Origin of the sequence: Mesorhizobium sp. M1295, assembly GCF_040318135.1 — a bacterium.
GTDB lineage: Bacteria > Pseudomonadota > Alphaproteobacteria > Rhizobiales > Rhizobiaceae > Mesorhizobium.
The window spans coordinates 210,214-232,908 of the sequence record NZ_JAMYLU010000006.1 but is presented as its reverse complement, the minus strand read 5'-3'; the positions used below and the strand labels follow the sequence as shown (position 1 = coordinate 232,908).

At 62.9% G+C, this 22,695-nt stretch carries 20 protein-coding genes; 11 read left to right on the top strand and 9 right to left on the bottom strand.

What is annotated here, in order from left to right; genetic code table 11:
* The first annotated feature begins 33 nt into the window (after window positions 1-33).
* The 11 genes from NKH29_RS11760 to NKH29_RS11710 all read left to right on the top strand — a co-directional run bounded on the left by NKH29_RS11760 (window position 34) and on the right by NKH29_RS11710 (window position 12,434).
* Window positions 34-1,404, top strand: a complete 1,371-nt coding sequence (locus NKH29_RS11760; RefSeq protein WP_352999633.1) for a glutamine synthetase family protein — start codon at window positions 34-36, stop codon at window positions 1,402-1,404.
* A gap of 137 nt (window positions 1,405-1,541) precedes the next feature.
* Window positions 1,542-2,930 (top strand): aldehyde dehydrogenase family protein, encoded by a 1,389-nt coding sequence (locus NKH29_RS11755; protein WP_352494687.1) that lies wholly within the window; start codon window positions 1,542-1,544, stop codon window positions 2,928-2,930.
* Between the two features lie 42 nt (window positions 2,931-2,972).
* Entirely contained in the window at window positions 2,973-3,464 is a 492-nt protein-coding gene (locus NKH29_RS11750) for a DUF2569 domain-containing protein (protein WP_352999631.1), read from the top strand.
* Window positions 3,465-3,501: 37 nt separating this feature from the next.
* Complete coding sequence (locus NKH29_RS11745; protein WP_023719041.1) at window positions 3,502-4,674, top strand: iron-containing alcohol dehydrogenase; 1,173 nt, start codon at window positions 3,502-3,504, stop codon at window positions 4,672-4,674.
* 244 nt (window positions 4,675-4,918) lie between these two features.
* A complete protein-coding gene (locus NKH29_RS11740) occupies window positions 4,919-6,025 on the top strand; it encodes an ABC transporter substrate-binding protein (RefSeq protein ID WP_023719042.1) in 1,107 nt (368 codons plus the stop codon).
* A 72-nt stretch (window positions 6,026-6,097) separates the two neighbouring features.
* A complete protein-coding gene (locus tag NKH29_RS11735) occupies window positions 6,098-6,991 on the top strand; it encodes an ABC transporter permease (RefSeq protein ID WP_352494690.1) in 894 nt (297 codons plus the stop codon).
* Window positions 6,988-7,782 carry an ABC transporter permease gene (locus NKH29_RS11730; protein ID WP_352494691.1) on the top strand — a complete coding sequence of 265 codons (795 nt, stop codon included), beginning with the start codon at window positions 6,988-6,990 and terminating at the stop codon, window positions 7,780-7,782. Before NKH29_RS11735 ends, NKH29_RS11730 begins: the two co-directional genes overlap by 4 nt.
* A gap of 15 nt (window positions 7,783-7,797) precedes the next feature.
* Window positions 7,798-8,862, top strand: a complete 1,065-nt coding sequence (locus NKH29_RS11725; protein ID WP_352963652.1) for an ABC transporter ATP-binding protein — start codon at window positions 7,798-7,800, stop codon at window positions 8,860-8,862.
* Window positions 8,863-9,005: 143 nt separating this feature from the next.
* Window positions 9,006-10,556: a cation:proton antiporter gene (locus tag NKH29_RS11720; protein WP_352484618.1), complete on the top strand. Its 1,551-nt coding sequence runs from the start codon at window positions 9,006-9,008 to the stop codon at window positions 10,554-10,556.
* A gap of 110 nt (window positions 10,557-10,666) precedes the next feature.
* The gene (locus NKH29_RS11715; RefSeq protein WP_352484616.1) at window positions 10,667-11,581 is read left to right on the top strand and encodes an endonuclease/exonuclease/phosphatase family protein; all 915 of its coding nucleotides are present in this window, start codon (window positions 10,667-10,669) and stop codon (window positions 11,579-11,581) included.
* 7 nt (window positions 11,582-11,588) lie between these two features.
* Complete coding sequence (locus NKH29_RS11710; protein WP_352999629.1) at window positions 11,589-12,434, top strand: EamA family transporter; 846 nt, start codon at window positions 11,589-11,591, stop codon at window positions 12,432-12,434.
* On the opposite strand, the gene NKH29_RS11705 is transcribed toward NKH29_RS11710, so the two are convergent.
* The 9 genes from NKH29_RS11705 to NKH29_RS11665 all read right to left on the bottom strand — a co-directional run bounded on the left by NKH29_RS11705 (window position 12,435) and on the right by NKH29_RS11665 (window position 22,683).
* The gene (locus tag NKH29_RS11705; RefSeq protein WP_352999628.1) at window positions 12,435-12,746 is read right to left on the bottom strand and encodes a Dabb family protein; all 312 of its coding nucleotides are present in this window, start codon (window positions 12,744-12,746) and stop codon (window positions 12,435-12,437) included.
* 10 nt (window positions 12,747-12,756) lie between these two features.
* Window positions 12,757-14,385, bottom strand: a complete 1,629-nt coding sequence (locus tag NKH29_RS11700; RefSeq protein ID WP_023719053.1) for a GMC family oxidoreductase — start codon at window positions 14,383-14,385, stop codon at window positions 12,757-12,759.
* Between the two features lie 29 nt (window positions 14,386-14,414).
* A complete protein-coding gene (locus NKH29_RS11695) occupies window positions 14,415-15,176 on the bottom strand; it encodes a 3-ketoacyl-ACP reductase (protein ID WP_352999626.1) in 762 nt (253 codons plus the stop codon).
* Complete coding sequence (locus NKH29_RS11690) at window positions 15,173-16,687, bottom strand: GMC oxidoreductase (RefSeq protein ID WP_352999625.1); 1,515 nt, start codon at window positions 16,685-16,687, stop codon at window positions 15,173-15,175. Before NKH29_RS11690 ends, NKH29_RS11695 begins: the two co-directional genes overlap by 4 nt.
* 5 nt (window positions 16,688-16,692) lie before the next feature.
* Window positions 16,693-17,808: an ABC transporter ATP-binding protein gene (locus NKH29_RS11685; RefSeq protein ID WP_023719056.1), complete on the bottom strand. Its 1,116-nt coding sequence runs from the start codon at window positions 17,806-17,808 to the stop codon at window positions 16,693-16,695.
* Window positions 17,809-17,812: 4 nt separating this feature from the next.
* Window positions 17,813-18,757 carry a carbohydrate ABC transporter permease gene (locus tag NKH29_RS11680; RefSeq protein WP_023719057.1) on the bottom strand — a complete coding sequence of 315 codons (945 nt, stop codon included), beginning with the start codon at window positions 18,755-18,757 and terminating at the stop codon, window positions 17,813-17,815.
* The gene (locus NKH29_RS11675) at window positions 18,754-19,713 is read right to left on the bottom strand and encodes a carbohydrate ABC transporter permease (protein ID WP_023719058.1); all 960 of its coding nucleotides are present in this window, start codon (window positions 19,711-19,713) and stop codon (window positions 18,754-18,756) included. Before NKH29_RS11675 ends, NKH29_RS11680 begins: the two co-directional genes overlap by 4 nt.
* A 144-nt stretch (window positions 19,714-19,857) precedes the next feature.
* Window positions 19,858-21,111 (bottom strand): ABC transporter substrate-binding protein, encoded by a 1,254-nt coding sequence (locus NKH29_RS11670; RefSeq protein WP_031194023.1) that lies wholly within the window; start codon window positions 21,109-21,111, stop codon window positions 19,858-19,860.
* Between the two features lie 60 nt (window positions 21,112-21,171).
* On the bottom strand, window positions 21,172-22,683 hold the full coding sequence (locus NKH29_RS11665; protein ID WP_352999623.1) for an aldehyde dehydrogenase family protein: 1,512 nt from the start codon (window positions 22,681-22,683) through the stop codon (window positions 21,172-21,174).
* Between the last annotated feature and the right edge of the window lie 12 nt (window positions 22,684-22,695).

The window sequence follows — 22,695 nt, the reverse complement described above, 5'->3', positions numbered from 1 at the left end:
TTTCAAAACGACTAGCGCTGGAGTGCCGTAAGAATGGCCGGAAATTTCTCGTTCGATCAGTTGAAGCAAGCGGTCTCCAGCGGCGAGGTCGACACCGTGCTGGCCTGCATCGTCGACATGCAGGGGCGGCTTGCGGGCAAGCGGTTCCTGGCCCGGTATTTCGTCGATTCCGCGCATGACGAGACGCATGGCTGCAACTACCTGTTGGCCGCCGACATCGATATGGAACCGGTGCCCGGCTACAAGGCGGCGAGCTGGTCGAAGGGTTATGGCGATTTCGTCATGAAGCCGGACCTTGCGACGCTGCGGCGCATTCCGTGGCTGGAGAAGACGGCGCTGGTGATCTGCGACGTGCTCGACCACCACACCCATGACGACCTGGCGCATTCGCCGCGCGCCATGCTGAAGAAGCAGGTCAAGCGGCTGCAGGAACGCGGCTATATCGGCTATTTCGCGTCCGAGCTCGAATTTTATCTGTTCAGCGAGACCTACGATTCCGCCCGCAGGAAGCACTGGCAACGCCTCGAGACGGCATCGCCCTATATCGGCGACTACCAGATCGGCATCACCACCAAGGAAGAGGGCGTCATGCGCCGGCTGCGCAACGAGATGGAGGCGGCCGGCATCCCGATCGAGAATTCCAAGGGCGAGTGGGGTCCCGGCCAGGAAGAGATCAATGTTCGCTATGCCGAGGCGCTCGACATGGCCGACCGCCACGTCATCCTGAAGAACGGCGCGAAGGAAATCGCCGAGTCCGAAGGCAAGGCGATCTCGTTCATGGCCAAGTACAATTACGGACTCGCCGGCAATTCCAGCCACATCCACAATTCGCTATGGAGCGCCGACGGCAAGACGCCGTTGTTCTACGACAAAAATGCTGAGTGGACGCTGTCGACACTCGGCCAGCAATGGGCGGCCGGCCAGCTCAAATATGCCAAGGAATTCACCTGGTTCCTGGCGCCCTACATCAACTCCTACAAGCGCTTCCAGGCCGGCACCTTTGCGCCGACCAAGATCATGTGGAGCGAGGACAACCGCACCGCCGGTTTCCGTCTTTGCGGCGAGGGCACCAAGGGCATCCGCATGGAATGCCGCATCGGCGGTGCCGATTTGAACCCCTATCTGGCTTTCGCCGCGCTGATCGCGGCCGGGCTTGCCGGCATCGATGAAAAGCTTGAACTGCAGAAGCCCTTCGTCGGCGACGCCTACCAGGCCTCGCAGTTGCCTGAAATTCCAAAGACATTGCGCGACGCTACCGCGACGCTGGTGGAATCGAAGATGCTGAGGCAGGCACTCGGCGACGATGTGCTGGAACATTACGTCCACACGGCACACTGGGAACAGTTCGAATACGACCGCCGGATTACCGACTGGGAACTGCACAGGGGGTTCGAGCGGTATTAAATGACCTGGCAACGTCGGCGCCGCCCGCCCCTCACCTTTACCCGCTCGCTGTGAAGAACGGGGCCAACGCCGGTGTTTCGTCCCTTCCAGAGCGGCGTCACCAACGAGAATTATTGTAGAATGCGAGGACCCAAGGCATGACCGAAACGGTCAAGATAAAATCCCCCATCGACGGTTCGATCTATGCCGAACGGCCTCTGGCCACGGACCAGGCGATCGGTGCCGCGGTCGAACGCGCCAAGGCGGCGCAGGAGAAGTGGGCGCAGACGCCGGTCGTCGAGCGCGGCAAGTACATGCTTGCCATGCTGGAAGCGCTGGTCGCCATGAGCGACGAGATCGTGCCGGAGATCGCCTGGCAGATGGGCCGGCCGGTGCGTTATGGCGGTGAGTTCGGCGGCGTCAAGGAACGCGTCAGCTACATGGTCGAGATCGCCGAGGCGGCACTGAAGCCGGTCATGGCTTCCAACCCGAAGCACGGCTTTCGCCGCTATGTGAAGAAGGTGCCGCTCGGCGTGGTCATGGTGATCGCGCCGTGGAACTATCCCTATCTCACTGCCGTCAACACGATCGTGCCGGCGCTGATGGCGGGCAGCGCCGTCATCCTCAAGCACGCGGCACAGACATTGTTGGTCGGCGAACGGTTTCAGCAGGCGTTCGACAGAGCCGGCCTGCCCAAGGGCCTGTTCCAGAACCTCGTTCTGAACCATGCGCAGACCGAAAGGCTGCTCGGCTCCGGCAAGATCGACCATGTCAACTTTACCGGCTCGGTCGCCGGCGGCCGCGCCATCGAAAAGGCGGCGGCGGGCACCTTCATGACGCTCGGCCTCGAGCTTGGCGGCAAGGATCCGGCCTATGTGCTGCCGGACGCCAAGATGGACCATGCCGTTGCCAATCTGGTCGACGGCGCCTTCTTCAATTCCGGCCAGTGCTGCTGCGGCATCGAGCGCGTCTATGTCCACGAGAAGGTCTACGACGAATTCGTCGAAGGCTTCATCGCCGAGACCAGGAACTACGTCGTCGGCAATCCACTCGACCAGGCGACCACCATGGGGCCGATGGCGCAGGCGCGCTTCGCCGACCTGATCCGCGAGCAAAAGGCGGAGGCGCTACGCAAGGGCGCCAAGGCGCACATCGACATGAAGGTGGCTAACGACAGGCAAGGCTCGCCCTATCTGGCGCCGGAAGTGCTTACCCAGGTCGACCACCAGATGAGCGTGATGCGCGAGGAAAGCTTTGGCCCGATCGTCGGTATCATGAAGGTGCGCCACGACGAGGAGGCGATCGCGCTGATGAACGACAGCCCCTATGGGCTGACGGCCTCGATCTGGACGCGCGACACGGACCATGCGGCGGCGATCGGCGATCGCGTCGAGACCGGCACCGTGTTCATGAACCGCTGCGACTATCTCGATCCGGCGCTGGTCTGGACCGGCGTCAAGGACACCGGCAAGGGCGCGGCACTGTCGGCCATCGGCTACGACAATCTGACCAGGCCGAAATCATACCATCTGCGCGAGGTGATCTAAGGTGGCGATCGGCAAGCCAACGATCGCTGTTGAGAGGGAGTAATGGCGGACACGCAACAATCGGCGCTGCCGGATCGTGAAGGTCCCGAGGGTATCGGCGGTTGGCTTGTCCTGCCGATGCTCGGGTTAATGCTCACCCCGATACTAGGGTTGGTACAATTGCACAATACCGACTATCTCGGCATGTTACAGAACTGGCAGGCCTTCAGTTTGTCCCAAGGTGTGCTGATTGTTGTCGAATTGGTGATATCCGGCATACTAAACCTTACGGCCCCGGCCCTATTATTGTTCTTCATGTTCAAGTGCTGGCAGATATTCCCCGGCTGGTACATGATTTGGGCATTCGCGATGCCGATATATTCCGTTGTCGATTCATGGGCCGGGTATCTGGCTTTTCCCGACAGCTTTCCATCGCTGGACGATGCGTTCGATAAAGAAACGATGCGCGACATTTACCGTTCGGTCTGGGCCGCAGCCATCTGGATTCCGTACATGATGCGGTCAGACCGTGTGGCCAATACCTTTGTGAATTAACAACAGCCGAGAGCATGAAAGCAGTCAGAAGGTCGAAATGACAAAACTCGTTTCCAAATGGAATTACCCGACGACCGTCCGCTTCGGCGCCGGACGCATCAAGGAACTGCCGGAGGTGCTGGCGGCGACCGGCATCAAGCGGCCGCTGTTCGTCACCGACCCGGGACTGGCCAAGCTGCCGGTGGTGGCCTCGACGCTGAAGATCCTCGACGACGCCAAGGTGCCGTATGGCGTGTTTTCCGAGGTCAAGCCGAACCCGGTCGATTCCAACCTGACCGCCGGCATCGCCGTGTTCAAGAAGGGCAAGCATGACGGCGTCATCGCCTTTGGCGGCGGCTCGGCACTCGACCTCGGCAAGCTGATCGCCTTCCAGGCCGGGCAGACGCGGCCGGTCTGGGATTTCGAGGATGTCGGCGACTGGTGGACGCGCGCCGATGCCGATGCGATCGCGCCGATCATCGCGGTGCCGACCACGGCCGGCACCGGCTCGGAGGTCGGCCGCGCCGGCGTCATCACCAATGAAGCGACCCACACCAAGAAGGTCATCTTCCATCCGAAACTTTTGCCGGCGATCGTCATTGCCGATCCGGAACTGTCGGTCGGCATGCCCGGTTTCATCACCGCCGGCACCGGTATGGATGCGCTCGCCCACTGCCTCGAAGCCTATTGCGCGCCGGGCTATCACCCGATGGCCGACGGCATCGCCGTGGAAGGCATCAGGCTGGTCTTCGAAAACCTGCCGAAAGCCTATGCCAACGGCAAGGATCTGGTCGCCCGCGCCAATATGATGAGCGCCGCCGCCATGGGGGCCGCCGCCTTCCAGAAAGGGCTTGGCGCCATTCATTCGCTGTCGCATCCGATCGGCGCGCTCTACGACACCCACCACGGCATGACCAACGCAGTGTTCATGCCCTATGTGCTGGCCTTCAATCGCGAGGCGATCGAGCCGCGCATCGCCCGGCTCGCCGCCTATTGCGGCATCAAGGGCGGTTTCGACGGCTTTGCCAAGGCGATCGTCAAGCTGCGCAAGGAGCTCAAGGTGCCGCACGCGCTGCCCGGCCTGATCAAGGGGCTCGACATGGACAAGAAGCGCAAGGGCCTGATCGCCGACATGGCGGTGGTCGATCCGACCGCCGGCGGCAACCCGGTCAAGCTGACCAAGAAGGCGGCGCTGACGCTGCTGGAAAACGCCATCGCCGGCGCCGTCTGAGGCAACTTCAGCATTGCAAATCCATTTGGGAAAAAAGAGGCGAAGAAAGGGGGAAAGGATGAAAGGCAAGGCCGAAACTAGTTAGCCGGAAAAATAACGGCGTAGCGATTGCTACAGCCGGTTAAAAAGAGTTTACTTTTTCGTACTGCAGGGCATCGCTTTCACAAAGCTTTCATCTGGCTGTCACACGAAAACGATACCGCATCGCAGGCGTCCAACGGCGTCAGTTCAACGGAGAGAACACATGTTCAAATTCACGGGAAAACTGCTTTCCCTTTCGGCCGTCGCCCTGATGGCGACCTCTGCCATCTCGTCGGCCCAGTCCATGGATGAACTGGTCGCCGCAGCCAAGGCGGAAGGCCAGCTCACCACGATCGCCCTGCCGCACAGCTGGTGCGGCTATGGCGACGTCATCGCCGGCTTCAAGGCAAAATATCCGGGGATCACCGTCAACGAACTCAATCCCGATGCCGGCTCCGGCGACGAGATCGAGGCGATCAAGGCCAACAAGGACAATAAAGGCCCGCAGGCGCCTGATGTCATCGACGTCGGCCTGTCTTTCGGCCCGTCCGCCAAGGCAGATAACCTGATCCAACCCTACAAGGTGTCGACCTGGGATACGATCCCTGACAGCGCCAAGGATGCCGATGGCTTCTGGACCGGCGACTACTACGGCGTGCTCGCCTTCGGCGTGAACAAAGCCGTCGTGCAGAACGCGCCACAGGACTGGGCTGACCTGCAGAAGCCGGAATATGCCAACTCGGTGGCGCTCGCCGGTGACCCGCGCACGTCGAACAACGCCGTCATGTCGGTCTACGCCTCGGGCCTCGCGGCTGGTGGTACCGGCGGCCAGGACGCCGCCGCCAAGGGTCTGCAATTCTTCAAGCAGCTCAACGATGCCGGCAACTTCGTGCCGGTCGACGCTGAAGCGGCAGCTGTCGCCCAGGGCACGACGCCGATCGTGATGAACTGGGACTACAACCTGCTTGCCATGCGCGACAAGATGGCCGGCAATCCGGAAATTGAAATCGTCGTGCCAAAGGGAGCGGTGGTCGCAGGCGTCTACGTTCAGGCGATCAGTGCCTATGCGCCGCACCCGAATGCCGCCAAGTTGTGGATGGAGTATCTCTATTCGGACGAAGGCCAGCTCGGTTGGCTGAAGGGCTACTGCCACCCGATCCGCTTCAACGATCTCGCCAAGAAGGGCGTGATCCCGAAGGAGATGCTGGACAAGCTGCCGGCCGCCGAGAACTATGAAAAAGCGGTCTTCCCTACTTTGGAGGAACAGAACGCTGCCAAGAAGGAAATCAGCACGAACTGGGATGCCATCGTTGGCGCCGTCGTGAAGTAATTCATAGGGCGCTGGGCGGTTCGCCGCCCGGCGCCCTATGCCAACTTCGGGAACTCCATGGCAGATTCCACAATGTCCCAGACAGCCAGCGTCAGTCCTGGCGCGCCGGAGATCAGCCGCCTTCGGCTGCCACTGCATTGGTTAGGCGTAACTCCGTTCTTCATTTTCGCGCTGCTCTTTCTGATCTTGCCCACGGTAGGGCTGGTCGCGGGCGCGTTCAAAAATGCAGCTGGCGACTATACGCTCGATAACATCATAGCGTTGTCGCAACCCAAGCTCGCGGCGGCCTATTGGGTATCCATTCAGATCAGCTTTGTTTCTGCGATCCTTGGCGCCTTGATCGGCCTGGCAATGGCCGTGGCAGTCGTTCGCGGAGGTTTGCCGTCGTGGTTACGCTCGGCGACCTTGACCTTCTCGGGCGTCGCCTCGAATTTCGCCGGCGTGCCGCTGGCATTCTCGTTCATCGCGACGCTAGGTCGGCTCGGAGTGGCGACAATCCTGTTGCGAGACATTTTCGGCATCAACATCTATTCGCTCGGCTTCAGTATCTTTTCGTTTTGGGGCCTAATCCTCACCTACCTTTATTTCCAGATTCCATTGATGATTGTCATCATCACGCCGGCGGTCGATGGGCTGAAGAAGGAATGGGGTGAAGCTGCCGCCACGCTCGGCGCAAGCAATTGGCAATATTGGCGCATGGTGGTCATCCCGGTCTTATGGCCGAGTTTTCTCGGTACGACGGTCCTCCTCTTTGCCAACGCGTTCGGGGCGGTCGCAACAGCCTATGCACTGACGGGGCCGTCACTCAACATCGTGCCCATCCAGCTGTTCGCGCAGATTCGCGGCGACGTGCTTTACAATCCGAATCTAGGCTACGCGCTTGCATTCGGCATGATAGTCATCACCGGCTTGGCCAACCTCTTCTATATCTTGTTCCAACGGCGAGCCGAGCGGTGGCTGAAATGAAGCAAGGCAGCCGCTTTTGGGCTTGGCTCGTTTTTGGCGTGGGAACCGCCTATTTTGTCCTGCCGCTTTTGGCGACCTTTGAATTCTCCTTGCGTAAGCGGCGCGGGGAATACTCCTTTGACGCCTACCGCTCAGTCTTCGAAGATCCGAATTTCCAGACGACATTTACCTACTCCGTCGTTGTGGCGGTTTTCACCATTCTTTTGGGCGTGCTCCTCGTTGTCCCGACGGCCTACTGGATTCGGCTGCGGCTACCGAATCTGCGGCCGCTCATAGAGTTCATCACTCTGCTGCCGCTGGTTATTCCCGCTATCGTCATCGTCTTCGGCTACATCAGAATGTTCGGTTCGAATTCAACGCTGCCTTTCCTGGCGACAGCGCGCGGCACCGATGTTCTGCTGGTCATCGGCTATGCAGTGCTGGCGCTGCCTTATATGTACCGGGCGGTCGATACCGGTCTCAGGACCATCGACGTCAGAACGCTCACCGAAGCCGCACAAATCCTCGGCGCCGGCTGGACCACCATCATCGCCCGCATCATCCTGCCGAACGTACTGATCGCCGTCTTATCCGGCGCGTTCCTGAGTTTTGCCATCGTCATCGGCGAGTTCACCATGGCCTCGCTGTTGAATCGCCCAGCCTTCGGCCCCTATCTGCAGAACATCGGCGCCAACAGTGCCTATGAGCCGTCGGCACTGGCGATCATTTCGTTCGCCATCACCTGGGGCTGCATGTCGCTGATCCAGATCCTGTCGCGCTTCGCGCCGAAATCGGCAAACCGCCCGAACTGATCGAAAGAAAAAGTCATGGCCGAGCCATTCCTCTCAATACAGCAGGTGCAAAAATCCTTCGGCGCCATCACCGTGGTGCAGGATTTCAACCTCGACGTCGAGCCGGGCGAATTCGTCTCCTTCCTCGGGCCATCGGGCTGCGGCAAGACGACGGTGCTGCGCATGGTCGCCGGCTTCGAGGAGCCGAGCGCCGGCAAGATCGTGGTGGCCGGCAAGGACATCACCCGGCTCAAGCCCAACCAGCGCAATGTCGGCATGGTGTTCCAGGCTTACGCGCTGTTTCCGAATCTGACCGTGGCGCAGAACATCGGCTTCGGGCTGAAGGTCGCGGGCATGCCCAAGCCCGATGCCGACAGGCGCGTTGCCGAGATGCTCGACCTCATCAAGCTGCCGCAGATGGGCGATCGCTATCCCTATCAGCTCTCCGGTGGCCAGCAGCAGCGTATCGCGCTGGCGCGGGCCATCGCGCCGAAGCCGAAGCTCCTGCTGCTCGACGAGCCGTTGTCGGCGCTCGATGCCAAGGTGCGCGTATCGCTGCGCGAGGAAATCCGCTCGATCCAGAAGAAGCTCGGCATCACCACCATCTTCGTCACCCACGATCAGGAAGAGGCGCTGTCGATTTCCGACCGCATCGCTGTGATGTATGGCGGCAAGGCCGAGCAAGTCGGCACGCCGTTCGAGATCTACAACCGGCCGGCAACCAAATTCGTCGCCAATTTCGTCGGCACGCTGAACGTGCTGGAAGGCACGGTCACCGACGCGGCTTCGGGCAAGGTGCGCGTCAACTCGCAAGAGGTCTCGCTCAAGGGCAAGCTCAACGGCTCGAAGTCCGGGGACACGCTGTCGCTGGCGTTGCGGCCCGAGGCGATCTCGCTCGGCCGCCACCCCGGCCGCGACTCCAGCCTTTCGGGCGAAATCGCCGAGGTGCATTTCCTCGGTTCGGTGATCCGGGTGCGCGTCGGCATCGGCGGCAGCACGGTCTCGCTAGACACATTCAACAGCCCGGCAACGCCGCCGCCTGCCGTCGGCGAAAAGGCCGAGATTTCGTTCTCGTCCGGCGACATGCTTGTGCTGCATTGAGGACGGGCGCCTAGCGAGGTCAGCGCGGCCGATTTCCGGGCTGCGCCACAGACGCATAATAGGCGCTGAAAAGCTGTGGGACAGCCTCGATACGGCGCGACTTTGCCACTGCCAATAATCCTGCTTCACCGCTACGATAGGGCATGGCGCTTTTCGAACTGACCCTTGTTCTGCTGTTGATAGCCGTCGCGCTGACGGGGCTGTCGCGACGCTTGCAGGTTCCTTATCCCTCGCTGCTGGCACTGGTCGGGGCGGGGATTGCCTTCCTGCCTGGCGCGCCGACGATCGAGATCGACCCGGAACTGGCGCTTGCCCTGTTCATCGCGCCCGTGCTTCTGGATGCTGCCTATGACACATCGCTGCGCGACCTCAACCGATACAGGCTTCCGCTTGCGTTGCTGGCGCTCGGCGCCGTCGTCTTCACCACCGTGACTGTTGCGCTGGTCGGCTGGAAAATGGCGGGCCTGCCGATCGCTGCGGCCATCGCCCTTGGCGCCATCGTGGCGCCGCCGGACGCGGTCGCGGCGAGTGCCGTGCTCGGGCAGTTCAAGGTGCCGCACCGCATCACCGCCATCCTGCAAGGCGAAAGCCTGCTCAACGACGCCACCGCGCTTTTGATCTACCGGATCGCGGTGACGGCAGCGCTCGGCCCGGTGCTGCTGAGCAGCGCCGTTCCAACGATCCTGCTGTCGACGATCGGCAGCCTTGTCGCCGGTTATCTGCTTGGCCGCTTCTCGCTGCTGACGCTCACCCGAATCGAGGATGCGGCAAGCAGCACCGTGGTGCAATTTGCCGGGACATTCGGCGTCTGGATCCTGGCCGACAGGCTGGGCCTTTCCGCCATCATCACCATCGTCGTCTATGCCATGACCATCGCGCGCACCGCACCGCGCCTGATGTCGGCGAGGAGGCGGGTCAGCACCTATTCGGTCTGGGAGTCGGCGGTGTTCGTGCTCAACGTGCTGGCCTTCGTGCTGATGGGCCTGCAGGCCCGATCGATCGTCGGCCGACTTGCGGGGGAGGGGCAAGCCGCAGCGTTCGTGTTTGCCGCAGCGGTTCTCGCCGTCGTCATCGTTTCGCGTTTGGTTTGGGTGTTGGGCTGCGGCGCAATCATCAGGTGGTTTGCCCGCTTCGGCGACGCGGAACGGCAAAGAGAAGCGCCTTCGTTTCGCGGTGGCGTGCTGATTGGCTGGTGCGGCATGCGCGGCCTCGTCACCCTTGTCGCGGCGTTTGCCTTGCCGCAGGATTTTCCCGGCCGCGACCCGATCGTGCTCGCAGCCTTCACAGTTGTCCTCGGCACGCTGGTGCTGCAAGGCATCAGCCTGAAGCCGTTGCTGCGCTGGCTTGACCTCGATCCGGACGAGACGATCGACCGTGAGGTTGCGCAAGCGCGCGTCGCCATCATGCAGGCTGCCCTGGACGTGTTGAGCGGCAAGACATCGAGCGCCGCGGCGGCGGTGCGCGAGCAATATGCCGCCCAGCGCGCGATCGCCGAAAATCCAGAGGATGCGCAGGCAGCGACCGAGTATGACAGGTTGCGCCTTTATGCCATCAAGCGTCAGCGCGATGCGCTGGAGGAACTGCGCCGCGACGGGACGATCGGTGACGAAGCCTATCACCGGCTGGAGGAAGAGATCGACTGGTCGGAACTGGCGGCATCGCCGGCGGGGCGGTTCCAGCCGCTGACGACTTAGGCAGGGCGCAGGCAAGCTGCCGCCTGGCCTAGCCCCGGTCATTTGCCCGGTACATTGCGTCGCTATCGCCTAACCGCTACAGCCATCACAAAAATTGAGCCGGATAAGCAATGAAGCTGGTCAGCTACAACATCCAATACGGCTTCGGCAGCGATGGCCGCTACGACCTTGAGCGCTGTGCCAAGGTCGTTGACGGCGCCGACATCATCGCCTTGCAGGAGGTGGAACGACACTGGCTGCGCAGTAACGAGGACGACCAGCCGGAACTTCTTTCGCAATTGCTGCCCGATTATCATTGGGTCTATGGCCCGGCCTTCGACATGGATGCCGGCGAACGGCGTGACGGCCGCGTCATCAACCGGCGGCGGCAATTCGGCACCATGGTGCTGTCGAAGCTGCCGATCGTCTGGTCGCGGCTGCACACGCTGCCGCTCAGGCGCACGCTGCGGCCGCTCAACACGCGCAACGCGGCACTCGAATGCATGATCCGCACCCCCGCCGGCCCGGTGCGATTCTTCTCGCTGCATCTGGCGCATATCGCGGCCGAGGAGCGGCTGGAGCAGATCGACTACCTGCTAGCCGAGCATCGCCGCGCCCTATCCGAGGGCGGCCCGTGGAGCGGCGCCGACGACGAGCCGGCGCGCAACTGGAGCAATGATGGGACGGAGCCGGAAAACCCGCTGGCGGCGATCTGGATGGGCGACTTCAACATGGAGCCGGACAGCGCCGAATATCGCCGCATCGTCGGCAGCACGCCCTACCATCGCGGTGCCGCCTATCTCGACGGTTTTGTCGATGCCGCCATTGTCGCCGGTAAACCGACAGCGGACTTTCATACCCATGTGAAGACCATCGACGGCAAAGTGGCAAAGCGCCGGCTCGACCATTGCTTCGTCGGCGGCATGTTTGCCGGGCGTGTGCGCTCGGTCAGTGCCGATACCGTTCAAATCGCCTCCGACCATTTTCCGCTAAGGGTCGATATCGATCTGGAAACAGCCCTCGCCACCGGCACCGGCGGCGGATGAGCCGCCGATGAGCCTGTTTGTCTTTTTCGCCGTGCTTGCCGCCGCGGCCATGCATGCGATCTGGAACGCGCTGGTCAAGGTCCACCTCGACCGTTTCCTGTCGATTACGCTGATGACGGCCGGCATGGGTGCCGCCGCGCTGGTGACGTTGCCTTTCGTCGAGGTGCCGAAGCCGGAAGTGTGGCCATACATCCTCGCCTCGGTTGTCTTCCACATGGGCTACAGGACGTTCCTGATCGGTGCCTACAAGGCCGGCGATTTCGCCCAGACCTATCCGCTGGCGCGCGGCACCGCGCCGCTATTGGCTGCTTTGGGGGGCATTGTGGTTGTGGCCGAGATGCCGGCGCCGCTCGCCATCCTCGGCATCGTCTTGTTGTCGGCGGGCACGCTGGTGCTGTCGTTTCGCGGCGGCGCGCATCTGGAGAAGTTGAACCTGCGCGCCGTCGGCTTCGCGCTGGGCACATCGATCTTCATCGCCAGCTATACGCTGTCGGACGGCAGCGGCGCGCGGCTCGCCGCCACCGCGTCGAGTTATGCGGCCTGGCTGTTCGTCTGCGATGCGCTGTGGGCGCTGGTGCTGTGCGTCGTCTTTCGCGGCCCACGGGCGCTGCCGGTGCTGGCGCGCGACTGGAAGGCGGGAATCTATACCGGCGTGCTCAGCGGCGGCGCCTACTGGATCGTGATGTGGGCGATGACCAAGGCGCCGATCGCCTCGGTGGCGTCGCTGCGCGAAACATCGATCCTGTTCGCCATGATGATCTCGGTGTTCGCGCTCGGCGAGAAGATGACGGCATGGCGAGGTGCTGCGGTGCTTAGCATCGTCGCCGGCGTCGTTGCGCTGAGACTGGGATAGTCACGCGATCTCCAGGTCGCACACCATCAGCCCGTCCGTGCCACCTTCGAGCGCCGCGACCAGTCTCGCGCCGGCTCGCTGGTGCGCTTCATGCTCCAGATAGGCATCGCGTGCCGCCGCATCGCGAAAGTCGATGGTGAAGCCGTGCGTGAAGCCGCGGGCGAAGGGTTCTGGGCTGGTGTTGGCGCTGAACTCGACCTTGCCCATGCCGTCGATCACCGGCCGCAACGCTTCGAGATCGCCATGGATTGCCGCGCGCTCGGCGATGGCGACATCGTTGCGGAATCTGACGAAAACACAGTGCCTGATCATTCTTTGTCCCTCATGCCGCTCGGTTGGTGGAAAACACCGCCGGCGGCAGCGGCTCCCGGCCAAGGATCAGATCGGCGCCCTTTTCGCCTACCATGATCGTCGGCGCGTTGGTGTTGGAGGAGGGGATGCGCGGCATCACCGAGGCGTCGCAGACGCGCAGGCCCTCGATGCCGCGCAGCTTGAGATCGGGCGTTACCACGCTCATCGCATCGTGGCCCATGCGGCAGGTGCCGACCGGGTGGTGGTCGGTCTTGGAACTGCGGCAGGCGTAGTCGAACAGTTCGTCGCCGGTCTGCAGGTCGGGTCCCGGTAGTACCTCGCGCAGCACGTAGGGCTGCAGCGCCTTCTGCCGCATGATCTCGCGCGCCAGCCTCAGCCCCTTGATCGACATGTCGCGGTCATAGGGATCGGACCAATAGTTCGGATCGATCAGCGGGCGGTCGGCCGGGTCGGCACTGTTCAGCCGCACCGTGCCGCGCGAGCGCGGTGGCAGGAAGGCCGAGTTCAGTGTCACGCCCGGATTGTTCAGCTTCTCGACGCCGGCCTCGATGCCGGAGCCGAGGCCGAGATGCAGCTGGATATCGGGAGAGGCGGCGGTCGGATCGGCGTACCAGAAGCCGCCGGTCTCGAACAGGCTGGAGGCCACGGGGCCCTTCTTCAGGAGAAGATACTGCAGGCCGGCCCACGCCGTCCAGTGCAGCTTGGCGTAGTTGTCATAGGTGTGGTTGCCGGTGCATTCGGCGATGACGAACAGGTCGAGATGATCCTGCAGATTGGAGCCGACGCCGGGCAAATCGTGCACCGGCGTCACGCCGACCGCCTTCAGATGGTCGGCCGGGCCGATGCCCGACTGCATCAGAAGCTTCGGCGAGCCGATGGCGCCGGACGAGACGATCACCTCGCGTTCGGCGTGCAGGATCGTTGGCTGGCCGCCCGGCTTGTCGACGATCTCGACGCCGACAGCGCGGCCTTTGTCGACGACGATGCGTGTCACCAGAACGCCGGTCCTGATGGTGAGATTCTTGCGCTCGCGGATCGGCCTGAGATAGGCGACCGAGGCGGAGGAGCGTTTTGCGTCCTTCTGCGTCAATTGGTAGTAGCCGACGCCCTCCTGGCTGGCGCCGTTGAAGTCGGGATTAAAGGGAATGCCCATCTCTTGTCCGGCACGGAAATAGGCCTCGCAGATCGGCAGCGGCGCGATCGGGTTCGATACGCCGAGCGGGCCCTGGTCGCCGTGAAAATCGTTGGCATAGCGCTGGTTGTTCTCGGCGCGCTTGAAATAGGGCAGCACGTCGCGATAGCCCCAACCGGCAAGGCCTTCTTCCTTCTCCCAGGCATCGTAGTCGCGTGCGTTGCCGCGCGTGTAGATCTGGGCGTTGATCGAAGAGCCGCCGCCGATCACCTTGGCCTGCGTGTACCGGAAGACGCGATCGTTCATGTACTTTTGCGGCACCGTCGACCAGCCCCAGGCGGCGATGCCCTTGGTCATCTTGGCAAAACCGGCCGGCATGTGGATCAAGGGATGCCAGTCCTTGCCGCCGGCTTCGAGCAGCAGCACCTGATGCGACGGATCTTCGCTCAGCCGATTGGCGAGTACGCAGCCGGCCGGGCCGGCGCCGACAATTATGTAGTCAGTCATGGGATGTAGTCGATCATGGCGTCACCTGTTCATAGCCTCGGCACGGACAGCGCGCCGTCGACATTGATGACCGAGCCGGTCGAAAAGCCGAGCTTGCCCCCGGCGAGCGCCGCCACGGCGGCACCGATATCCTTGCTCTCGCCCCAGCGCATTGCCGGCACCAGGCCGCCGTCGATCAATCCGTCATATTTGGCGGTGACACCCGCGGTCATGTCGGTGCGGATGATGCCCGGCCGCACTTCGAACACGGCGATGTTTTCGGCGGCAAGCCGCAGCGCCAGGTTCTTCACCCACATCGAAAGCCCGGCCTTGGAAATGCAGTAATCGGAGCGTTCCGGCGAGGCCATGGCGGCACTGACCGAAGTGATGGTGATGATCGACCTCACACCATCGCTCGGCAGGTCGAGCATCGCTTTGGCAACGGCCTGGCTGAGGAATACGGTGCCGCGCAGATTGATGCTGAGCACCCGGTCGAAATTTTCCGGCTTGAGTTCAAGCGGGTCGCCGCGCAGGACGGTTCCGATGCCAGCATTGTTGACCAGGCAGTCGATGCGGCCGAAGGCGCTTGTCGCGGCATCGATCAGCGCTGCATGGTCGTCGAGGTCGGCGATGTCGCCGCTGACATAGGCGAACTTCGCGCCGCGCCCGGTGATGTCGGCGGCGAGCCCGTCGGCGGCTTCGTTGGCAAGGTCGGCGACGAGGATGTCGAAGCCGGCGCTGGCCAGCGCCTCGGCGCAGGCAAGGCCGATGCCGCGCGCGCCGCCGGTGACGATCGCTGCCGGGCGGCTCATGTTGCGAGCTCCGTCTTGCGGATGTGGTCGGCGACGCGCAGCGCCTGTGCGGCGATCGACAGCGCCGGATTGACGGCGGCCGAATTCGGCAGGAAGCCGGCATCGACGACGAACAAATTGCTGTGGTCGAAGGAGCGGCAGAATGGGTCGAGCGGCGAGGTCGCCGGGTCATTGCCCATCTTCACCGTGCCGCACTGGTGCGAGGGCGTGCGCTTGTCGAACGGCCGCGACAGGACGATCGGATAGCCGCAGGCGCGGAAATTCTCGCGCATCAGCTTGGTCAGCCCGTCGAGCGACTGCATGTTGGAGCGCCGCCACTGCATGACGATGTCCTTGCCGTCGACCATGATGCGGCTCTCGGGATCGGGCAGGTCCTCGCACATCAGATACCAGTCGACGGCGCGGCCGGCCATGAAATCGAGCGCGAATTTGGGCGCGCGCCTGACATTGGCCTTGAGGATGTTGCCGTCGATCTTGCCGAGGAGTTGGACATTGCCGAGCGGCTTGCCGCCCTTGCCGTCGGACAGATAATAGTCGTTCAGCATCAGCGTCTTCTGGTAGACGGATTTGTTCCGGCGGCGCGGATCGATCGCCAGCATGGCGCTCGAATTGTGGTTCATGAAGTTGCGGCCGACCTGGTCGGAGCGGTTGGCCAGGCCTTTGCCGCCGCCTTTGCCGTTGGGGGAAGGCGAACGCAGCAGGATGGCGGCGGAATTGACCGCGCCGGCCGACAGGATGACCAGCTTCGGCGCGACGCTCTTCAGCGTACCGTTCTGTCGATAATGGACGGCGGCGATCGTCCTGGCGTCCGGCGATGCTTCGAGATGTTCGACATGCGCGCCGGTCTCGAGCTTGATGTTCTGGTCGGCAAGGGCCGACGCCAGCGGCCCCGTTTGCGCGTCGACCTTGCCGGCGCCGGTGTTGGGAAACGCATCCCACGGCGTGCTGCCGTCTTTCAGCCAGGCTTCGATGTCGACGCCGAGCGGCAGCGATGCCGGATGCAGGCCCAGGCTCTTCAACTCGGCGCGCGCACGCGCGATAGGCGGCTCGTCGGGTACCGGGCCGAAAGGGTAGGGCGTCGAGTGGAACGGCTCGGTCGGGTCTTCGCCGAGCGCACCACGCACGCGAAAAAGCTGCTCGGCCCTGGAATACCAGGGTTCGAATTCCTCATAGGAAAACGGCCAGGCCGGCGAGATGCCGCCATAGTGCTCCATCTCCGAAAAGTCTTGCCTGCGGTAGCGGATCAGCACCGCGCCGTAGAATTTCGAATTGCCGCCGACATAGTAGTAATTGCCAGGGTTGAACGCGGCACCCCCGGCCTCGAGCCACATCTCCTTCGGCCGGTAGTGGCCATCGACGAAGATGGCGCGGGTGTCGCGTGTATGCGGCGTCGCCGGCAGCGGTTCGCCGCGCTCCAGCATCAGGATCGAGGCGCCACCGCCGGCAAGGCCGGAAGCGATCGTGGCGCCGCCTATGCCGGAGCCGATGATGACGATATCTGGATTTGTCATGGCCGTCAGACGATGCGTCTCTCGGTCGCCGGATCGAAGAACACCGCCTTGGTCAGGTTGAAGGCGAGCGGCGTGACCGTGCCGGGCTGGATGTTGGCGTCGGCGCGCAGCCGCGCCACCACCGCCTTGCCGCCGAGATTGGTGACCGCGAACGTATCCGAGCCGGCCGGCTCGATGACCTCGATGTGACAGTCGGCGCGGGCGATGTTCGAGGCGTTGCGTTCGGCCCCTTCGGGATCGGTCAGTGCTTCCGGGCGGACGCCGAAGATGATCGGTTTTCCCTGGAACGCCGACAGGCCGGCCGGCGCATTGGCCAGCGGCAGCGAGATCGGCTGGCGCGCCTCGCGCTCCATGACGACGGAGAAGCCGCTGCCGTTGCTGCCGATCGTCGCCGGGATCAGGTTCATCGCCGGCGAGCCCATGAAGTCAGCAACAAACAGGTTGACCGGATTGTTATAGATTTCGGCCGGCGTACCGAACTGCTGCACCTCGCCGTCGCGCATCACCGCGATCTTGGTGGCCAGCGTCATCGCCTCGATCTGGTCGTGCGTGACGTAGACGATGGTGGTGCCGGTGGTGGCGTGCAGGCGCTTGATCTCGATGCGCATGTCGACGCGCAGCTTGGCGTCGAGGTTGGACAAAGGCTCGTCGAACAGGAACAGCTTTGGATCGCGCACCAGTGCCCGGCCCATGGCGACGCGCTGGCGCTGGCCGCCGGAAAGCTGGCTTGGCTTGCGCTTCAGCAAATGGCCGATCTGCAGGACCTTCGCCACCTTGTCGATGGCCTTCTGGCGCTCGTCGGCCGGCACGCCGCGCATCTCCATGCCGAAGGCGATATTGCCGGCGACCGTCATGTTCGGATAGAGCGCGTAGCTCTGGAAGACCATCGCGATGTCGCGCTTGGAGGGGTGGAGATCGTTGATCGTGCGTCCGTCGACGCGGATTTCGCCTTCGGTGATGGTCTCCAGGCCGGCAATGGTGTTGAGCAGCGTGGACTTGCCGCAACCGGAGGGCCCGACCAGCACGAGAAAGCCGCCCTTTTCGAGGTCGAGATCGATGCCTTTCAGGATCTCGACCGCTCCGAAACGCTTCTTCAACCCGTCAATTTCCAGAAAAGCCATGCGATTATCCTTTGACGGCGCCGGCCATCAGGCCGCGCACGAAATAGCGGCCGGCGAGCACATAGACGAGGAGCGTCGGCAGCGCGGCGATCATCGCCGCCGCCATGTTGACGTTGTATTCGACGACGCCGGTCGAGGTGTTGACGACGTTGTTCAGCGCCACGGTCATCGGCATCACGTCGCCGGAGCCGGCATAGGCGGAGGCAAAGAGGAAGTCGTTCCAGATATTGGTGAACTGGTAGATCACCGTCACCACGATGATCGGCAGCGAGTTGGGCAGCATGATGCGCCGGAAGATCTGGAAGAAGCTGGCGCCGTCGATCTGCGCCGCCTTCACCAATTCATTCGGAAACGCTTCGTAGTAATTGCGGAAGAACAGGGTGGTGAAGCCGATGCCGTAGACGACGTGGACGAACACCAGGTTCACCGTCGGATTGCCGAAGCCGAAGGTGAGGCCGGTCGCGTTCTGCAGTTTGACGCCGAACCGGCCGAAGCTGCCGAGGATCGTTGCCATCGGCAAGAGAACCGATTGGAACGGGATGAAGCAGGCAAACAGCATCAGCCCGAACACCAGCGTCGCCCCGCGAAAGCGCCACTTCGTCAGCACATAGCCGTTGAGCGCGCCGAGCAGGGTCGAGATGACGACCGCTGGAACCACCATCTTGATCGAGTTCCAGAAATAACCCTTCATGCCGACGCAGGTGAGACCCGAGCAGACCTCGCTCCACGCCCTTATCCAGGGTGCGAAAGTCGGCGCTTGCGGCAGCGCCAGCATGTTGCCGTTCTGGATTTCGTCCATGGTCTTGAACGAGGTCACCAGCATGACGAATAGCGGCATCAGGTAGAACAGCGCGAACAGCGCCAGCAGCCCGTAGATGACGATGCGGTTGACCGTCCTGGCGCGGATACCGCCAGTGTTCTGGCGAGCAGGAGTGGCCACGGCGCTCATCGCGGCTTCTCCCGGAGCTCGGAATAGAGATAGGGAACGATGATCGCGGTGATGGTCATCAGCATGATCACGGCGCTGGCCGAGCCGACGGCCATTTCGTTGCGCTTGAAGGTGTACTCATACATGAAGTTCGACGGCAGCCAAGCCGAGCCGCCCGGCCCGCCGCTGGTCAGCGCGACGACCAGATCGTAGGACTTGATGGCGAGATGCGCGAGCACGATCAACGCCGAAAGGAAGATCGGCCGCAGCAGCGGAATGACGATGCGGCGGTAGAGCTGGAAGGTGGTGGCGCCGTCGATCTGCGCCGCCTTCATGATCTCGCCGTCGATCCCGCGCAGGCCGGCCAGGAACATCGCCATGATAAAGCCCGAAGCCTGCCAGACGCCGGCGATGACCACCGTGTAGATGACGAAATCCTTGTTCTTGATCCAGTCGAAATGGAAGCTCGTCCAGCCCCACTGGTGCAACGTCTGCTCGAGGCCGAGGCCGGGGTCGAGAAACCATTTCCAGGCAACGCCGGTGACGATGAAGGACAGTGCCATGGGGTAGAGATAGATCGGCCGCAACATGCCTTCGCCGCGGATCTTCTGATCAAGCAGGATCGCCAGGAACAGGCCGAGTGCCAAGCAGATGGAAATATAGAGGAAGCCGAAAATCCCCATATTGGTGATCGACGTGTACCAGCTGGACGGCGGATCGCTTTCGAAGGTCCAGCGCCATAGCCGCTGATAGGCGCGTGGCCCGGTGATGGCGTAGGAGGGAAAGGTCTTGGAGTTGGTGAAGGACAGATAGATCGTCCACAGGATGAAGCCGTAGACGAAGACGACGGAGGCGGCAAAGCTTGGCGCTAGCACGAGCTTCGGCAGCGCGTCCTGAAGGCGCGAGCGCACAGAGGCGCCCGGACGGGCATCGTGCTCCGGCGTCAGCGTGATACTGGTTTCAGCAACTGTACTCATCTGTCCATTCCGTATGGCGGGTCCGGAATTCGGCTGTCGCGGGCTCTGCGGCACGAAAGCGTGCCGGTCGGCGCAACCGCAAAACCTCGCCGCAGGGAAATCTCCCCGGCTTGCGCCGGGGAGATCATTCACATCGGCGGTGCCTTACTTGGCGTCTTCGATCGCGCTGACCAGTTGGGTCACGGCCTCGTCCGAGGTCTTGATCTGGCCGTGCACGAACTTCGAGACGACATCCTTGTAGGCGTTGGCAACCGCCGGAGGCGCGCCATAGCCTTGCGCCAGCGAACCGAACAGCGTGCCGCCTTCATTGGCGGCCTTCAAATCGGCCATGCCCTTCTTGCCGCAAGCGTCGAAATCGGTGTCCGGCACGTCGGTGCGGGCCGGAACAGAGCCCTTGACGACGTTGAAGGCCGACTGGAAGCTCTTCGACAGAGTGGCGGTGGCCAAGGCGATCTGGGCGGCCTTGCGGTCCTCCGGAACGTTGAACATGCCGAACATGTCGGAGTTGTAGACGACGCTGCCATCGGTGCCGGGGAAGCGGTAGCACAGGAAGTCGGTGCCGGGGACCTTCTTGGCGGCGTTGAATTCGCCCTTGGCCCAGTCACCCATCACCTGCACCAACGCATCGCCCTTGATGACCATGGCGGTGGCGAGGTTCCAGTCCCGGCCCGAGAAGTTCGGGTCGACATAGGTGACGAGCTTGGCGAGATTGTCGAACGACTTCTTCATCGTGTCGGACTTCAGCGACTCCTCGTCGAGGTCGTTGAAGGCCTTCTTGTAGAACTCGGGCCCGCCGGTCGACAGCACGACCGAGTCGAACATGGTGGCTTCCTGCCAATTCTGGCCGCCCAGCGCGAGCGGGATGACGCCCGCCGCCTTGGCTTTGTCGAGCAGCGCGATGAAGTCGTCGAAGGTCTTGGGCTCGGTGCCGCCGATCTTGTCCATCACCGCCTTGTTGATCCACAGCCAGTTGACCGAGTGGACGTTGACCGGGGCCGCGACCCACTTGCCGTCATAGACCGAGAATTTCTGCAGGGCCGCGGGAACGGACTTGTCCCAGCCTTCCTTTATCGCCGTCTCGGTCAGGTCGCCCATGACGCCGGCTGCGGCGTAGTCGAGCACGGTATAGCCAAGCATCTGCGAGGCAGTCGGGTAGTTGCCGGCCGCCACCATCGCCTTCAGCGCGGTCATGGCGGCGTCGCCGCCGCCGCCGGCCACCGGCACGTCCTTCCAGGCAAAGCCTTCCTTGGCCAGATCCTGCTTGAGCACGTTCAGAGCGGCAGCTTCGCCGCCCGACGTCCACCAATGCAGCATCTGGACTTCCTTGACGTCCTCGGCATGGGCCGCGAACGCAACGCCCGACGCGAGCGCCGTCCCGATAAGCAGTTTGCGCAACATGTACTTCCTCCCTTGTTGAACTTACAACGACCGGCGGATGGCCACCGGGTTCTTCCCAACTCAGCCGACCCACCATCCGGTGCGCTGGCCGCGATGAAACTGGATTGTCTTTTCCTCGGTATAATCCTCGACGGCGCGCTTGCCGAGTTCGCGTCCCAAACCGGACTGCTTGTAGCCGCCGAAAGGCAGTTCGGGGTAACCCTCCATGAACGTGTTCACCCAAACGGTTCCCGAACGCACATTCCGCGCCACCGACATGCAGGTATTGATGCTGGCGCTCCACACACCCGCCGACAGACCATAGGGCGTGTTGTTGGCGATGTGCAACGCCCTTTCAATCGATTCAAAAGTCAGCACCGAGAGCACCGGACCGAACACTTCCTCGCGCGCAATGGCCATGTCTTCGGTGACGTCGCGAATGATGGTCGGGTCGAGATACTGGCCGGCGCTGGAAGCAAGTTGCTTGCCGCCAGTATAAATCCGGCTGCCGTCGTTTTCCGCTGCCGTCACGTAGCCGGTGACCTTGGCCACATGGTCGGCGGAGATCATCGCGCCAACCTTGGTGCGGTCGTCGAGCGGGTCGCCGACAACCACCTTGGCGGTGAGGGCTTTGACGGCGCCGAGGAACTCGTCGGCGATCGCCTCATGGACGATCAGCCGGCTGCCGGCATTGCAACATTCGCCGGCATTGAAGAAGCCGCCGAATACCGCCGCGTCGGCGGCGGCCTCGAGGTCGGCGTCGGGAAAGACGATCTGGCCGTTCTTGCCGCCGAGCTCCATCGAGACTTTCTTCAGCGAGTTGGCGGCAGACGCCATGGTCATCTTGCCGACGCGGGTGGAGCCGGTGAACGACACCATTTCGACCAGCGGATGGCTGACCATCGGTGCGCCGACATCGGCGCCCAGCCCGGCAAGGATGTTGACGACGCCATCGGGCAAGCCGGCCTGCATCAGGATCTCGCCGAGCACGAAGGTCGAGGCCGAGGTCATCTCGCTCGGCTTGACCACCGCCGTGCAGCCGGCGGCGAGCGCGAAGGGCAGTTTCTGGCTGACGATAAGGAACGGGAAATTCCACGGCGTGATGATCGAGACGACGCCGATCGGTTCGCGCAGCACGACACCGAGCATGGCATCGCCGAGATTGGCGTAGCTTTCGCCGTGAAGCGTGCGGGCGAGTGCCGCAGCATAGCGCCAGATGTCGATGGCGCCGCCGATCTCGCCGCGCGCCTGGGCAATCGGCTTGCCGGATTCCAGCGCGTCGAGCCGGGCAATCTCGTCCAGTCGCGCCTCGATCAGGCCAGCCGTCTTGAGCAGGATCGCGGCGCGCTCGGCGGCTTTCATGCGCGGCCACGGGCCGGTCTCGAAGGCCTTGTGCGCGGCCTGTACCGCCGCCTCGACGTCCGCCGCGCCGGCTTGCGCATAGCGCGAAACGGTGAAGCCGTGGCCGGGGCTGCTGCGCTCCAGCGTGCGGCCGTCCTGGGCGCCGACGAACTTGCCGTCGATCAGCAGCCGGTAGCTTTTCGGCGCTGCGGCTGCCTCGGCGGGCATAGTGATGTTAAGAGGCGCGTTCATGTGAGTTTCAGG